This window comes from Streptomyces sp. NPDC048018, assembly GCF_043202995.1.
Taxonomy (GTDB): domain Bacteria; phylum Actinomycetota; class Actinomycetes; order Streptomycetales; family Streptomycetaceae; genus Streptomyces.
Genome location: NZ_JBIDBK010000001.1, coordinates 816,883 through 832,260 on the forward strand (window position 1 = coordinate 816,883; position 15,378 = coordinate 832,260).

Consider the following 15,378-nt stretch of genomic DNA (forward strand, 5'->3'; position numbering starts at 1 on the left):
CCAGGTTTTTCAGGACTCATGCTGACCACTTGCTGACTTTCCTGACGCATCGTCAGGCAGTCCGGGCGGCTTCACCCGCCCCTCAGGACCGACCACGACGACTTCACAAGCCTACGCAGCCCTCGCCCACGAGCCCCCGTGATCACCGTCACGCCGACGGATCGGCGACGACCCGGATCCGTACGTCCGCGAGGCCCCGTCACCCCAGGAACCCTCGAAGCGGCGCGGTGACCTAGCAGCGAATCCCGGCTCGGCAAAGCCGGCGATCCCCATGACCATGGCCGTGGTCCGTCCGTGACCCTTGGCAGCAACACAGGACGGCCACCAAGAATCTCCGGAATCCGGCCAGAGCAGAGCGCGACCGGCACTGCGATCAGCCTCAGAGCAGCCTCGAGGAGCCGTCTCCCCCATGGAACCGCAGCCACACCCCTCCGAAAACGGCCAACCGCGCAAGCGCCAGCCCGTCGAGCCCGTCCTTATGGAGACTTCCGAGGTCGCCGCGATGCTCAGCATGTCCACGAGCTGGGTCTACAGGGAAGCATCGAAACTGGGCTTGAAGGGGTACAAACTCGGCCGAGGCAAGAACGCCAAGGTCCTGTACAAGCGGACTGAGGTCTTCAAATGGCTGGAGCAACAGAAGATCCATTAGCTCGATCTTCAGCATCCCCGACGAACCGGGCTGCGCACTAGGCCACTTGGTTCGGCAACCGCCAAACACTCGCCGCAGCAAAGAAATTCGGGGAATACCCGACAGATGCTCGCAAGCAGCCCACCCCTTCAGGGATTGTCAGTGGCATGGGGGACGATGACCTCCGTACTGATTGGCCTGTGGGGGGACATGGTGCACCTGAGTCGTATTGCTGTCAGTGGCTTCCGGGCAAGCGCGGAGGGGGAGATGATCTGCGATCTCCCGGGTCGTTTCAGTGTGCTGATCGGAGCCAACGGCGCTGGGAAGACGACACTCACAGACGCCCTCTACCTGGCACATCCCGCCAGCCGTTTCCCGGTCCTGCCTAGATACGGATCCGCCACGCTCGCGCCCGAAAGGTCCACCCGCAGCATCGAGGTTTCCTACAAGCTGGGCGACAGCCTCACTGGGGAAGGCCGCCTGGGGCGTCAGTTACACGAGGCCGACCACCGACCCCTCGGTCACGTCGCCCAGAGCTGGGGTGTCACGCTGAGCCGTCGACTCGGAAGCGTCGCCACGAAGATCGAGAGCGCGCACGGCAGGTCCTTGGACCTGGACCCGTACAAGCTGATCTACCTGCCGGCGTGGCGCTATCCGCTCGACGAGCTGGCACGCCGCGAGGCGCGGATCCTGGTCGAGCTGCTCCGTGCCGAGCAGCAGCGTCTGAACGGCACCCGGAACCTGGTGGGGCTCCGGGCGCGCGCCTCCCAGCTGCTCGAGGAGCTGGCCAAGGACAGCATCATCGACGCCGTCGAGACGCGGATCGGCGGATATCTCAGGGATCTGTCGGCCGGAGTGGACCGCCAGTGGCCGTACATACGCGGCCAGGTCATCGACGACGCCTACCTGGCCCGCGTGCTGGAAGTCATGCTCGCCGTCATGGAGGGACGGAAGTTCGCTCGGCCGCTGGAAGTATCCGGGCTGGGATACGTCAACCTGCTGCACATCGCCGTGACACTGGCGGCGATACCGGACTCCACCGAATCTCCGCAGGCAGGGGTCTGGCCCCCCTCGGGCACCTCAGATCAGCCGCCCCTCACCGAGGAGGAGCAAATCCGGGAGGCGACCCTGAACCTCGAACAGGCACAGGCGGACGCCGACGCCGAGGAGGACTCCTTCTTCGGTACGAAGCCATTCCACGCGACGGTCGTCATCGAGGAGCCCGAGGCCCACCTTCATCCGCAGTTGCAGCAGGCTCTGGTCCGCTATCTGCGCAGGACCGTCGAGAAGCGACCGGAGCTGCAGGTCGTCCTCTCCACCCACGCAACAGACATCATCACGTCCTGTGCCCCGGAGGAGCTTGTCGTCGTCCGCCGGACGGAGCGGGGAAGGGTCTGCCGCACCGTCGCCGACGTCGTACCGGACAAACACCGTGCCGTCACGCTGCGGAAGACACGGCTCCACCTGGACGCGAGCCGGTCCGCCGCACTTTTCGCCGAGCGCCTCGTGCTGGTCGAGGGCGTCACCGACGCCGCTATCGTCCGGGAGTTCGGCAGGACGTGGGCCGGCATGGACGCACGCAAACACTCGTTCGTCGACGCGCTCAGCATCGTGCACATGGGCTGGAAGGTCGGACCGTGGCCGGTGCATCTGCTGGCGACCCGAGGCAGCGAGCTGTGCACCAGGCTGGCGGTCCTCGTCGACAGCGATCTCCCTTTCGAGAGCGAAGAGCGCACGAAGCCGAAATGGATCTTCGATCACGACCCCTCGGTCGTCGACGCCTTCGTTAGCCACCCGACCTTGGAACCGTCCATCACCGAGGGCAACGAGCACCTGATCGAGGCCGCCCTGAAAGAGGTCGGGCTGGAGGTGACGGAGGTGACGGCCCAGACCGTGCACGAGCTGTTCCGCAGTGCCCGGAAGGCCAAGGGCGAGCAGCCCGGTACTCCGGCGGGGCCGGGTTCCAGCAAGAAGGGCGACTTCGCGCTTGCCTTCGCCGGTCTCCTCGCGGAGGCCAACGAGGCGGGCCCTGAGCAGCCGTCGAACCTCCCGACCGTGCCCGAGCACATGCGCCAGCTGTTTGAGTTCCTCTACGCGCCCGGCGCGATTGCTCATGACGGCTCCGGGTCGGAGAACGAGCCCTTCGCGCCCCACGAGGAGCCGGACTGGCTGGCAGTGGTGAAGGAGGAACGGGATAGGGATGACCAACCCGTCGAGAAAATGGAGGACTTCCACTGGCCGGATGACGAGGAGGAGGAGAGCGACTGGGTGTCCGGATACGAACCGTTCTCGGAAGCACCGGAACCGGATGCACCGCTCTGGGATGAGCTACTTCTCAAGCGTCCCTCCCCCAGGGGGGCGTGGCCTACGGCCGCGCTTCGCACGACGGGCTCCGATGAGTAGCCGCCGGCCTGGCAGACCGGTCCTCACGCCGGAGCAACTCCTTGTCGCTGCGAGCCCTCACCGCCTCCTCTACATAGAGGCGTTCCCGGGTTCGGGGAAGACGACCGTCTCGCACCAGCGCTTCGGCCTGCACCGCTTCGCGCGCACGACCGACCACCGGGCGGTCGTGGCAGTCAGCTTCACTCGCTCGGCCACCGAGGAGATACGCAGCCGCGTGACCCAACAGTGGGGCCCTTCAGCCCTGACTTGGCCCCATCGCATCGTCACGCTGGACACCGTCCTCAACGACCTTCTCACCCACCTCCTGCGTTCCCGGGTCCTCCAGTGGCCGGGAAACCACGAAGACCTGGAGGTGCTGGACACATGGCCAAGCCATCTGCCCACCATCCGAACGAAAGCAAAACCGGTCCTCCGCCTCGTGGGCACCCGCGTTGTCACCACCTACCAGGTGGAAGACGAACCGAATTACCACATCAAGCCGGTGGACTTCTCCTCCACGGTCGGAGACGGGCGGTGCACCCACGAGAACGTGCGTGAGGTCCTGCGCGACGCCCTCGGCACCGAGGACATCCGCGCCCGGGTCACGGCCTACTTCACCACGGCGATCAGGTCCCTGCTCGTCGATGAGGTCTACGACGCGAACGACCTGGACATGGAAATCATCCGCGTGGCGGCGGACGCGGGACTGGCCGTCACCCTGGTTGGAGACCCCTGGCAGGCTCTCTACGCCTTTCGCGGCGCCCGCCCGGAGAGCGTGCGTCGGCTCCTCGGACTGCTGGAGTTCGAACGCGGCGAACTCCGGACCACGTTCCGATGGCGCGACAGCGTGACCCAGACATCACTGACACAGGGACTGCGCCGCGGGGAGAGCACGATCCTCCCCGCGGGAGCGGCGAAAGACGTCGATGTCGTGCTCGCACGGAAGTGGCAGTCGCTGTGGGACTGCGCCCCTCATGTCCTCCCCCTGGCCACTGCCAGGTGGAGGATGGGGCCGCTCCAGAAAGCCTTGTGCACCTTGCTTCTGAACGAATTCACTCAGACTGCCCTTGGCCTGCCGGCCTTGTTCCTCCCTGAGGCATGGACCACCCTGGGCATCAAGGAGGTCGAGACGTTCGAGAAGCTGCGTCCGGACCTGCAGAGCACGCTCCAACGCCTGGCGGGCCAGGACGATCTCTCCGAGATCTGGACCGCCTTGGTGCGTACCGTGGCCGCTACTACGGCCCACCTCGAGCCGTCGGACGGGCAGAAACGGACACCTCGCAAGGCTCTCGGTCACCTGCGCACGCGCCTGAACGTCCAGCACGAGCGCCTGGTACTCGGTCTGACCTGTCACCAGGCGAAAGGCAGGGAATGGGACAGGGTCGGAGTGCGGCTGGAAGAGTCCGACGTGGCCGCGCTCCGCAAGGGCCTCGACCCTGGCGACGAGGCCCACCGCGCGCTCTACGTCGCACTCACCAGAGCACGACACCTCAGCGTCATGGTGTGAGGGCTCTTGAGCCCCGTCGCCCCCTCCGGCTCAGCTGTGTTCACCTCTCCGAGCCACACGGAGATGTGGCCGACGGCAGGGCCCGCCAGGCGTATCCACTGCCCCGGACGTAGACGATGACGATGATCAGCGTCTCATCAGACGTGCTCTGCGGCCGCGCCCGTCTTCTGAGCGGCTGAACGACTCGCCTCTTGGTGCCTAGATGTGGAATACCGCGAGCCCTCCGACGTTTGGTCTTCGTACGGAGATCACAGGAGGGGCGCTGGTGGCCGAGCTGATGTTGTTCCGGCAGGACGCGGACGGGCGGGATGTCGAGCTGTCCGGTTCGACGGTGGCGCTGGAGGTGGAGCTGCAGCGGCGGGTCGAGGCTGGACTGGAGCAGATGCTCGGGATCCGGTTCGTGGCGTCGGAGTATGCGACTGGTCCGTGGCATCGGGGGCGGATCGACACACTGGGGCTGGACGAGAACGGCAGCCCGGTGGTGATCGAGTTCAAGCGGGGTTCTGACAGCGGGGTGCTGTCGCAGGCCGTCTCGTATCTGTCCTGGCTGCGCTCGGCGCAGCACGAGTTCGAGGCGCTCGTCCGGAAGGTGCTGGGCGCGGAAGCCGCCGAGTCGATCGACTGGCGGCGTCCGCGGATGGTTTGCATCGCGGCCGGCTTCTCCCACCACGACCGTGTGGCCGTGCAGTGGCTGCCCGAGCGGATCGACCTGGTGCGCTACCGGGTCTTCGAGGGCGGCCTGCTGAGCCTTCTGCTCGTCGATTCCTCGCCCGGCTCAGCGAGCGCGGCTTCGTCTCGGCGGAGCCTGGAGCGGGACACGGTGGTCGGCAGCGCGCCAGCGGCTCCCGCGACTCCTTCACCTGCGGGTGCCGCCCTCGTGCCAGAGCGCTTGCGGGACCTGTACGCGGAGCTGGACGAGGCGCTCACGGCGTGGGGCGAGGTCGAGGTGGCGCCGCTGCGGCACTACATCGCCTACCGGCGGCTGGTGAACGTCGCGTCGGTGATCTTCCGTCCGAAGCACGAGGCGATCCTGGTCTATCTCAGACTCGACCCAGACTCGGTCGTACTTGAGGAGGGATTCATCCGGGACATGCGTGGTATCGGGCATCTCGGGACCGGGGACCTGGAGGTGCGTCTCGCCTCGGCGGCCGACCTGGAGAAGGCGGCGCCGTTGATCCGGCGGGCGTTCGAGGCGGCCTGACGCAACGAGAAGGGCGGCTGGTGCATCGGATTCTCGATGCACCAGCCGCCCTTCGGCGTCTGCGGCCCGCCGGCCCCGGGCTCTCTCCGCTCTCATGATCACGCCTCCGGTCCGGCCAAGTCGAAGTCGTCCTTGGTCAGCTCGGCGCGGAGTCGCTGTTCGGCCACGTCGGCGTAGTGCGAGGACAGCTCGACGCCCACGAAGCGACGGCCCTCGCGAAGGGCCGCGACGCCCGTGGAGCCGCTGCCGGTGAACGGGTCGAGGACGGTGCCGCCCTCGGGGCAGACCTGTACGAGCTGCTGCATGATCTCGACGGGCTTCTGGGTGATGTGGACCCGGTCCTTGCGGGGCTGGGAGGCGATGTAGTGGCCAGGCAGGTAGAGGTCGCGGGTGTTGTCGAGGGATCCCTTGACGCCCCAGACGATGAACTCGGAGTCCTGCTTCGGCCCGCCCTTGCGGGGCCGGCTGGCGGGCTTGATCCACGGGATGGTGCCGCTCCAGGTCCACCCGGCCATCTGCAGGGCGTCGGACGTTGTCGGTTCCTGGCGCCAGTCGGAGAAGACCATGGCCACCGCGTGCTCGGTCGAGGCCCGGTACGCCTCGGTGAGCAGTTCGGTCAGCCAGGAGCGGTAGGAGCGCTGGTCGCGGTTCTCGCCGGGGAAGTTGGCGAGGTCGTGTGCGCTGTTGCTGGTGACGTACTTGGCGCGCGCGGTCCGTCCGGTGCGTTCCGAGCTCGTACGGCCGCCGGAGTTGTACGGCGGGTCGGTGATCACGGCGTTGACGCTCTCGTCCGGAAGGGACTTCAGCACGGTCAGGGCGTCGCCTCGGTGCAGCGTGTAGCTCATGGGAAGGGCCTCTCTCAGGGCATGGCAGGGGCTGGGCCCGCTCAAGGCAGCGCTCAACGGCGTTCTTCCGGGGCGGGGTTGTGCTGGAGGTTAGCGGCGTTCTCCGGCCGTACCCAACGAGGCGGGCCGTGCTGCGGGCCGCGGTCCGGGAGTCGTTTGGTGCGGCCGGAATCCCTGTCTACTGTCTCGCCGTGTCACCGGGCAGGAGCCTCGCTCCGCCCCCGCTGACCTGTGCTTATCCGTGCTGTCTCGTCCAGATGAGCGGTATCGGAGGCACGTTGCTCTCTTCCTTCCCGCACACCGTCAGGAGCCCCGGTGTACTGCCTGAGATTACGAGCGCGGCTGGCTGCCGCGCGTGACCTGAGACCGGCGTCCGGAAGCTACCAACTCCTCTGACCCGGGCCCGCCCGAGCGGCGGATGCACATCGGCGCGGTGCCGGCGGCTTTGCACGAGAAGTCGGCACCGCGCCTCCTACGAACACCGAGGAGCCGCTGCGATGCAGCATGCCCTGATACCTCCGCGCCCCGACCCGACGCCGTCACCCGGCCGGCACCGCCGCCTCGGTGAACGGCGGCGGCGATGAAGAAGACCACCGGAGCCGTCGTCGGTCTCTGCGCAACCGCTCCGCTGCTGCTGGCCGTTCCGGTTCTCGCCATCGGGGCCGGGACCGCCTCGGCCGCCTGTTCGACCGGCGGGGCACAGGATGTGGATACCGCCGCCGTCGCGACCCAGGTGAAGGCCATCCTGGACGGCGGCGACAAGGGCTCGGTCTCCATGCCGGGCCTGGACGACCCGGCCGAGCAGGTGCCCAACGCCAAGACGATCCAGGCCACCGGCGTCGCGATGAACATCCCGGCCCGCGGGCAGGTCGTGGCCCTGGCGACCGCCCTGCAGGAGAGCGGCCTTCGGAACCTGACCTACGGCGACCGCGACTCGCTGGGGCTCTTCCAGCAGCGGCCGTCGATGGGCTGGGGCACCGCGGACCAGATCCTCGACCCGGTGCACGCCTCGACCAAGTTCTACGAGGGGTTGCGGAAGGTCTCGGGCTGGGAGTCCCTGTCGATCACGCAGGCCGCCCAGGCCGTGCAGCGGTCGGGCTTCCCGGAGGCGTACGCCAAGTGGGAGCCCCTGGCCACCGCTCTGCAGAAGGCCATCGAGCCCCTGCTGCCGAAGGCCGGTAGCGCGTCACCGGACCCTTCGCCGTCCGGCTCGGGCGGCACCGGCAGCCCTGCGCCCGGTATCGCGGGCGGTTGTAGTGCCGAGGGGGACGGGACCGACTTCGGCACCATCCCGCCCGGCGCGCTGCCGGCCGAGTACAAGATCCCCGCCGACGCTCCGCGAGAGGTCCAGACGGCGATCCGGTGGGCGCTCGGGCAGCTCGGCACGCCGTACCAGTGGGGCGGGAGCTGCACGGACTCCCACGGCGAGGACGCCATGGGCCGGTGTGACTGCTCCTCTCTGATGAAGCAGGCGTACAAGGCCGCGGGGGTCACCCTGACGCGGACGACGTACTCGCAGGTCAAGGAGGGCAAGGCGGTGTCGGTCGACACCCTCCGGCCGGGCGACCTGCTCTTCACCGAGGGCACGGCCGCCGTGCCCGAGCACGTCGGCATGCTCATCGGTCAGGGCTTGATCGTGCACGCCCCCCGCACTGGCGACGTGGTCCGCATCACGACCCTCGCCTCCTGGAAACCGCGGATTCTCGCGGCCCGCCGAGTCGTCTGACCGGCGCTTCTCCCCTTCCCCTCGCAGCGCCGCTTCGCCCCAGCGGGGCTTTGGCGTGCGTGTAATCCAACTGGAGTTCTCCATGTATCTCGCTGACCAGGTCATTCAGCTCGCCTACGATCCCGGGATCAAGCCGAACGAGGGCGGTCTGCCGGGTCTGTCCGTGCTCAAGCAGGTGATGGGCTCAATCAATCTCTTCGGGCTCATCGCCGTGGTCGGCGCCCTCGCCGTCAGCGCGGGTGTGTGGGCCTGGGGCCACCACTCCGGCGGCCACCAGGCGGAGGCCAATGGCAAGAAGGGCGTGCTGGTGAGCGCTGGCGCGGCCCTTCTGCTCGGTGCGGCGAACGGCGTGGTGGCCTTCTTCAGCACGCTGGGGACGCAGGTCCGCTGATGGCTCAGCACTCCACCCACCCCGGCGGCGCATCTCACGTGCGCCGCCGGGCGCTGCTCGGCACCGTCGTCCTGGCGGTGCTCGTCGCCCTCGCCGGCCTGGCCGCGTACCTCACCCGCGACGGCAGGGGCCCTTCCGAAGCCGCTGCTCCATCGCCGAGTTCACCCTCGAGCTCCTCTTCGGCTCCTTCGGCGTCCGGGTCGTCCACCCCGCACACCCGTCCTCGTGCCCTTCCGGTCCCGCCGAAGACCCATGACCCGATCGCGTACGGGAAGGCAGCCGCCGCAGCGCTGTGGTCCTACGACACCCGTGCGTACGCGCAGCCCGAGCTGCGGAAGGCTCTGCGCGCGTGGCTGACCACGGAGGCGAAGTACGCCGACCCGGCCTCGGTCGACAAGGTCGTTCCCTCGGCGGTGCTGTGGAAGGAGATGGCCGCCAACGGCCAGTTCGCCACAGCCAAGGTGTACGAGGGGCACTTCCCGAACGCGTTCACCCGGGCCCTTCAGGAAGACCCGGGGGCGATCACCCAGGCGTACGTCTACGCCGTCACGGTCTCCGGCAAGCAGTCGATCGCTTGGAAGGGCTCGCCCGCCGGCGGCGCGGAGAGCCGTGCCACCACCCTCGCGGTCCAGTGTCGGCCCGACCACCCCTGCGCCCTGGTCGGCGTCATGCCGTCTGTCGCGCCCTAGGTTCTGTCCGGCCGATCTTGGACTATGGGAGGATGCCATCCATGACTTGCATCCGAAGGGGCCGTGCCGCGTAGAGCACCAGCTTCACTTCGCTCGCGGGAACGCGTCTGGGGAAGACCCTGGGTGCGGTATCGCGATGTCCCAGGTCTGTCAGGAGCGGCGAATGCCGCCGTCCGTGTGCTCGAACGAGAGCGATTGTCTCCGGGTATCGTGGCAGTGGCACTGAGCGTGTGGTCCGTGCACGTCCACGGCACCAAGCGCCGGTGGAGGCAATGGGAGGCTGAGTTCACCTGCCCGTGCTGCGGTGCGGGATGGGCCCGGGACAAGCTGCAAGACGCTCTGTTTATGCTGCCGCCAAGGGCCGCCGGCGAACTACGGGTGCAGGTGGAGAGCCTGGACATGGTGCTCCTCGGACGAACTCATCACGAGCCGATGGCAGACCCGGAGTCGGCGTGGTGGCATCGCAGGTGCTGAACGCACCCATGTCTCCCACTGATTCGTTGGCTCTTGTATGACTGGTCGGGGGGATCTGACAGAGGCGGAGTGGCGACGTCTGGAGCCGCTCCTGCCTACGGGTAACAACCGCTGCGGGCGGTGGCGCGATCACCGCCAGGTGGTCAACGGCATCCTGCACCGCGTGCGGACTGGGGTGCAGTGGCGTGACCTGCCGGAACGCTATGGGCCGTGGAAGACCGTCTATGAGCGCCACCGGCGCTGGTCCGCCGACGGAACCTGGGAACGGTTGCTTCAGCAGGCGCAGGCCCAGGCCGATGCCGTCGGTGGAATCGACTGGGACGTCTCGGTCGACTCCACCTCGATCCGTGCCCACCAGCACGCGGCCGGCGCCCAGAACGCCCCGCCACCCGCCGCGCCAAAAGGGGCCGCGGTATGGCACACCAGAGCGGAAGACCATGGGTGAGACTGTGCGCCCGCCTGGTGGAGGTGGTGCAGGAGGTGAGGCGCTCGGTCGCTCCCGAGGAGGCTTCACCACCAAGATCCACCTGAGTGCCGACGGTCGTTGCCGCGTGCTATCACTGCTGCTGACGGCGGGCCAGCGAGCAGACTGCACGCAGTTCGAGCCGGTCATAGAGGGCATTCGGGTGCCCCGCCTCGGGCCCGGGCGCCCGCGCATCACACCAGACAGCGTGAGCGCCGATAAGGCATACAGCAACCGCCGGATCCGCCGCTACCTGCGACTACGAGGCATCCGCCACGTCATTCCCGAGAAGAGCGACCAGGCAGGGAACCGCCTACGCCGCGGCCGGGCAGGAGGCCGCCCGCCCGGCTTCGACAAGGAGCGGTACAAAAAGCGCAACACCGTGGAACGGGCGATCAACAAGATCAAGAACTACCGAGCCGTGTCCACGAGGTACGACAAGCGCGCATATGTCTACCTGGGCACCGTCACCGTCGCCGCAACCATCATCTGGCTCCGGACATGATCGGCCGGACAGAACCTAGGGAAGGGTCGAAAGCGCTTCGTACCGCCCATGCGACGAGACGACCATCGCCTCCCACAAATCCCTCACCGTACGAGTCGAGTTCGACGAAGCACGCCACCGTACCGACCTCGTCTGGACCATCGCGAATTACGACGGCCTCGGAGAGCACCTCTGGCACCGCCCTCACCGCCAACACCCCCGTGCCCCTCATCCGGGCGATGTCCAGCACCTCGAGGCCCCGCCCCTCACCACCGTGAGCCACCCGAACGACGTCCTACACGACGCTACCTGGCACGTGGTCACCGCCCCGCCCGCACCACCTGGGCAGCACCAGACCGGACCATCGTTTCGAGTCCACGCCGCACGCCGCAGCCGACCGATGGGCGCTGTACGACGGAGAAGACCTTGACCGAGCGGCCACCGCCACAACCCTCGTCGCCGCACCCACACCCGCCCCCGCAGCACGCACCGCTCGCCGTACCGCGACCGCCACCGCCGCGGCGGTGACCGGGGGCACTCCTGCGCACCGGTTGGACGCTCCTCGCCATACTTGAGAACCCTCGCGGGAGACAAGGTCGCGGGACATGCCTACCCTTCGGCCCTCGATGCGCCCGGATGCAGGACGACGAACTGCTGAAGGAGTGGGCACGCCGGCGCACCGGGCGTCAGGCCGCCTCAGCGCTCTCAGCTGAGCCCCAGCCAACGACAGTCAGCCATGACGGCGGGTGCACCGATCGGTCAGGCTCTCCTGGCCATCGTTCAAGTCAGATGACTCAGTTGGATGCTCTCGAGATCGCCACCGAGATTCCATGCGACGACGTCCAAGACGCGCAGCACGCTCACGCCGTCCGGAGCACATCCCATCAGCGTTTTCCACGTATCCGGCTGCTCGTCCAGGTCGCGCGCCATGGCATCGCCGAGAAGTCGGAGGAACTGTGCCCAGGTGCGCTGGGGAGACTTCTTGATCGGATACCGCGCACCGGGCCCGCAGTAGCAGGCATAGACCTGGGTGTCGTAGAGCGGCAGGAACAGTGGACGCTTGCGGTGCATGATCTTCATCAGAATCGTTCCGCCCACCCCGCGGAGCGGGGCCGGACCGTCGAGCAGGCCGCCGATGCGGTGCAACGGCTCCGTGTGCGCGCCGGAGGCGACCGCATCTTGCAGCGTGAGCTTTGGTGGAATCGCCGCGAGCACTGCCTCCAGGTCTGGGCGCACAGCTTGGAGGTTCAGGACGGCATGTAGCTTCGGCGTGACGTTCAGCAACACCGGTGCCAGCAGGTCCCCGTCGTTGAGTTCGTTTGGCCCGCTTCCGGTGTCCATCCGATCGTAGACGGGGAACGCATACGGTCTGCCCTTCGCGGCGACAGCAGCCGCCCGATTCGCCTCAGCGTCGAAGTACTGCCATATCCATTGCGTGGCTTGGTCCAGCGCCACGCTTCGGCCGCCGACACGCACGGTCTGCCCGCTCATGTCCCCCCTCACCGTGCTGCACATGCGGCAGAGTGCGGAAGTGACTTGTGCAAGGGAAATGGTCGCCGCGATACTCCGCTGCTGGGCGTTGCCGTATCAGTCCTCGCCGAACCCGTACCGAATGTTCTCGTGGCCGCACGAAGGACAGCTGATGTACGCGTGCGAGTTGCTGCCGTCTTCGTAGGGAAGATACGACGTGCCGGTCGACAACGACGACTGACACACCTCGCAACTGCTGCCGCCGTGCTTGCGGTTGCCCCCATAGCCGTTGAGGTTGCCGTCTTCGATGCGGTACACGACGCCGTCAGTGCACGTCGGGCACTCGTAGGCTTGACCGTACGTGCCATCGCTCTTCAACGTGCTGCCGCACGATGGACACGACGGACCCGAGCTACCGCCAATGCCGCTCAACAACTTGTCACAGATCGCCATCGTTACCCAGCCCCCTCCCCGCGCACAATACGCACAGAAATGTGGCGATGCTATGAGCCACGCGGTGAAGCGCTAGGTCGGTGGAACGGTTTTGGGTTTGGGTGTGGTCCTGCGTGGGTTCCTCACCGTGCTCTTCACCTACAACGACGGCCTTCGTCCGTCCCTCCCGACCGTCTGGCCCGTCGTCATGAAGGCCGCCCTCGACTTCATCGGCGACGGCACCAGCTGCGCACCAGCCATCACTGGGACGGCCGCGCGCTGGGGTCGCTCCTGCCCACGCCCGAGATCGACATGAGTGACACCGACATCGACGCGAGCCTTGCCCGCGCCCGGGAGGACTGGCTCCCTCCCGACATCCTCACCGGCCTCCTGGACCGCTGGACAGTACTCGCCCGTCAGGAACCGGAGGCCCTCGACGCACTCGCACGTCTCGGCAAGTGCACCCCGCTCGCGTGGCAGAGGGACACGGGGGCTCCGCCTGGCGGAGCCACTGATCGACGGCGACCATCGCATCGCAGCGAACAGGTGCAGGTGCCTCCCCGACTGGCTCGGGGGCTTCACTCGCGCGATGCCATGACACCGGACCAGATCGCGCGATGGCGACGCCTCGTCGACGGGTTGGCGTCCGCAGGTGACCCACCGGGCGGCGGACCTACAGCGTATGGAGGAATGACCCGGCGCAGGGTCCCCCGGGGTGCGGGGGGGCAGGCGGCCTTGTGTTCGCCCAGGACCGGCTCCGGCGCCAGGGGAACACGTTCCGGCGGGTGCCGATCCGCCTCTATCTCCCACACGGGGCACCTTCAAGTTCGCGGATCCATCCCGATGTACAAAGGCTGGCATGGCTGGAGGCCAGCGTCGGCCTCTGGTCACCGAATCGGAACTCGGACACCGCCGTCATCAGTAGAGGATGCGGTAGCGCACGATCCGTGAGGCTGCGACTTCGCAGGACATCAGCCGCAACGATGTCGCCCAGCACCTCGTACGACCGCAGGGGCCTCCCAGCCCGGAAAGAGCGCTGTCGGCTCCTGAAGGCTTGCTCGACTTCACGCCCATGGGACGGGCTCGGTCTCACCAACCCACCTATTGGTCCTGGAGAGGTCCTGGTAGGAGCCTCGGTAGCCGATCGAGCGGAGCACCAGCAGCGCGAGGTAGTGGCGGGTCAGGAGCCAGGTGTCGGTGACCAGTCCTTTGACGCCGTAGACGGGTTCTTGTTTCTCTTTGGGATGCACAAGACGGTTACGGACGCGGGTGACGACGTCGGCGCCGTCCGCCGGCCGACCACCGTCTACCTGCTGTCTGGTCGCATAGGCAGCGGCTGCCGGCAGGCGGTCTGCGCGCACCCTCAGATCGACCCCGGACTCCGTCAGGAGCGTACGCAGCTTGTCATGAGCCGGCCGTGCGCGGGATGCGTACTCGGCTTCCGTGAGCCGGCCGCTGAGCACGAGTTCCTGCCACATCACATGCTCCAGTCCGGCAGCTCCGCTCATGATCCGCTGTTCGACAAATCCCCGATCGGCGATGGCAGTGATCGCGAACTGCATCTGCAGGCGAAGCTCCTGCCCCTTGTCGGGATCACGGAAGGCAGGCAGGAGGCAGGCCAGCAGACCTGCCAAGGACTCCTGGTCTTCGGGATACCACCAGCCGGAGCTGATGCGGCGGGCCGGGTCACAGAGCATCGGACCCCATTGGCCCCACGCCGCATGCTCCTGGTCGTTCAGGCCGACGGGCAGGGCGGGGGCAACCCACCGGCCGAGCGCGAAGGACAGCCCGACGTGCAGCGCACTGAGAACCGGGGTGACCTCGGTGGCCGTGAACGTGGTTCCGTCCAGCCGACGGATCTCCATCACATGGGTCATGACGTAGACGTCAGCCTGGCGCACATCAGAGAAGACGGCCTCGTGGTCTGGGCGGACGTCGAGCGTGATCCTCCATCCGTCCGCCTCGTACACGCTGCGTCCGGCCGACAAAAGTCGCGGCGTCCCATCAGCAGCATGAGCCTCGAGGTGGGCTGATCCACGCCATCGGGGCAGATTGAACCAGTGGGCAACAACACGGTCGAGCGGGGCGGCGGGGTCTCCGTAGGAAGTGCCGTTGGACCAGCCGCTCACAGCGTCTCTGGCGGACACCGGCAGTTCGATGCCGAGATTGAACAGACTCAGCTCAGTCCTGTCCATAGAGGTGGGGTCATAGTCCTCAGTACGCAACCGCCAAGAGATCCCGGGCTTCGGGGAGCAGTCGTACTGCACAACCCCGGGTGCCTCAGCCCCGGCCGGTCCAATGGGTCCGTCGTAGAGGGTGATCGGCTCCCCTGGCGCATTGAAGGGGTACATCGGCGCCAGGGGCTCCTCAGCCTTGAGCTCAGTCGACGAAGCAGACATGTGCCGCACTCTAGACGTTGCCACCGACATTGGCCGCGCAGTTCCGCCGGGCACTGCGCGGCTCCCCCCTGCAAGCTCAGCTCTCCACAACGCGTGCTCGGACGACAACGCGAGAAGGGCCGCAAAGGGAGGGCGGTGCAAGGACCTGAATCGCTACACAACGGCCCCACGCTCTGCACGGGCCCTCAGAAGGGAGCCCCTCGCCGTCCAATTACAGTGCGCTTATCCAGCCTATACAGTGTGTGGATCGCGCCATTCTCCCGGACTGCGTTGTCGTGCCTCCTCGG

At 67.3% G+C, this 15,378-nt stretch carries 11 protein-coding genes and 1 pseudogene; 8 read left to right on the top strand and 4 right to left on the bottom strand.

Features of this window, described 5'->3' with window-relative positions; all coding sequences use genetic code 11:
• Nucleotides 1-409: 409 nt before the first annotated feature.
• The 4 genes from ACGF1Z_RS03745 to ACGF1Z_RS03760 all read left to right on the top strand — a co-directional run bounded on the left by ACGF1Z_RS03745 (nucleotide 410) and on the right by ACGF1Z_RS03760 (nucleotide 5,718).
• Nucleotides 410-649: a helix-turn-helix domain-containing protein gene (locus ACGF1Z_RS03745; RefSeq protein ID WP_392999512.1), complete on the top strand. Its 240-nt coding sequence runs from the start codon at nucleotides 410-412 to the stop codon at nucleotides 647-649.
• Between the two features lie 156 nt (nucleotides 650-805).
• The gene (locus tag ACGF1Z_RS03750; protein WP_392999514.1) at nucleotides 806-3,031 is read left to right on the top strand and encodes an AAA family ATPase; all 2,226 of its coding nucleotides are present in this window, start codon (nucleotides 806-808) and stop codon (nucleotides 3,029-3,031) included.
• Nucleotides 3,024-4,517, top strand: coding sequence for a UvrD-helicase domain-containing protein (locus ACGF1Z_RS03755; RefSeq protein ID WP_392999516.1), 1,494 nt, complete (start codon nucleotides 3,024-3,026; stop codon nucleotides 4,515-4,517). The genes ACGF1Z_RS03750 and ACGF1Z_RS03755 overlap by 8 nt, the downstream gene beginning before the upstream one ends.
• A gap of 265 nt (nucleotides 4,518-4,782) precedes the next feature.
• Nucleotides 4,783-5,718 carry a DUF5655 domain-containing protein gene (locus ACGF1Z_RS03760; protein ID WP_392999518.1) on the top strand — a complete coding sequence of 312 codons (936 nt, stop codon included), beginning with the start codon at nucleotides 4,783-4,785 and terminating at the stop codon, nucleotides 5,716-5,718.
• A gap of 98 nt (nucleotides 5,719-5,816) precedes the next feature.
• Here the strand turns inward: ACGF1Z_RS03760 and ACGF1Z_RS03765 are convergent, their stop codons facing one another.
• Complete coding sequence (locus tag ACGF1Z_RS03765; protein WP_392999520.1) at nucleotides 5,817-6,563, bottom strand: DNA-methyltransferase; 747 nt, start codon at nucleotides 6,561-6,563, stop codon at nucleotides 5,817-5,819.
• A 580-nt stretch (nucleotides 6,564-7,143) separates the two neighbouring features.
• Between ACGF1Z_RS03765 and ACGF1Z_RS03770 the strand changes: the two genes are divergently transcribed.
• From ACGF1Z_RS03770 to ACGF1Z_RS03785, 4 genes and pseudogenes are all read left to right on the top strand, one after another.
• A complete protein-coding gene (locus ACGF1Z_RS03770; protein ID WP_392999522.1) occupies nucleotides 7,144-8,289 on the top strand; it encodes a C40 family peptidase in 1,146 nt (381 codons plus the stop codon).
• An 82-nt stretch (nucleotides 8,290-8,371) separates the two neighbouring features.
• Nucleotides 8,372-8,680, top strand: a complete 309-nt coding sequence (locus ACGF1Z_RS03775) for a DUF6112 family protein (RefSeq protein ID WP_386869888.1) — start codon at nucleotides 8,372-8,374, stop codon at nucleotides 8,678-8,680.
• Nucleotides 8,680-9,369: a hypothetical protein gene (locus ACGF1Z_RS03780; RefSeq protein ID WP_392999524.1), complete on the top strand. Its 690-nt coding sequence runs from the start codon at nucleotides 8,680-8,682 to the stop codon at nucleotides 9,367-9,369. Before ACGF1Z_RS03775 ends, ACGF1Z_RS03780 begins: the two co-directional genes overlap by 1 nt.
• A gap of 511 nt (nucleotides 9,370-9,880) precedes the next feature.
• Nucleotides 9,881-10,811, top strand: a pseudogene (locus ACGF1Z_RS03785) (IS5 family transposase).
• A 759-nt stretch (nucleotides 10,812-11,570) separates the two neighbouring features.
• Here the strand turns inward: ACGF1Z_RS03785 and ACGF1Z_RS03790 are convergent.
• The 3 genes from ACGF1Z_RS03790 to ACGF1Z_RS03800 all read right to left on the bottom strand — a co-directional run bounded on the left by ACGF1Z_RS03790 (nucleotide 11,571) and on the right by ACGF1Z_RS03800 (nucleotide 15,091).
• Nucleotides 11,571-12,281 carry a DUF6308 family protein gene (locus ACGF1Z_RS03790; RefSeq protein WP_392999526.1) on the bottom strand — a complete coding sequence of 237 codons (711 nt, stop codon included), beginning with the start codon at nucleotides 12,279-12,281 and terminating at the stop codon, nucleotides 11,571-11,573.
• 96 nt (nucleotides 12,282-12,377) lie between these two features.
• The gene (locus ACGF1Z_RS03795; protein ID WP_392999528.1) at nucleotides 12,378-12,578 is read right to left on the bottom strand and encodes a hypothetical protein; all 201 of its coding nucleotides are present in this window, start codon (nucleotides 12,576-12,578) and stop codon (nucleotides 12,378-12,380) included.
• A 1,178-nt stretch (nucleotides 12,579-13,756) separates the two neighbouring features.
• Nucleotides 13,757-15,091: a hypothetical protein gene (locus tag ACGF1Z_RS03800; protein WP_392999530.1), complete on the bottom strand. Its 1,335-nt coding sequence runs from the start codon at nucleotides 15,089-15,091 to the stop codon at nucleotides 13,757-13,759.
• Nucleotides 15,092-15,378: the final 287 nt, after the last annotated feature.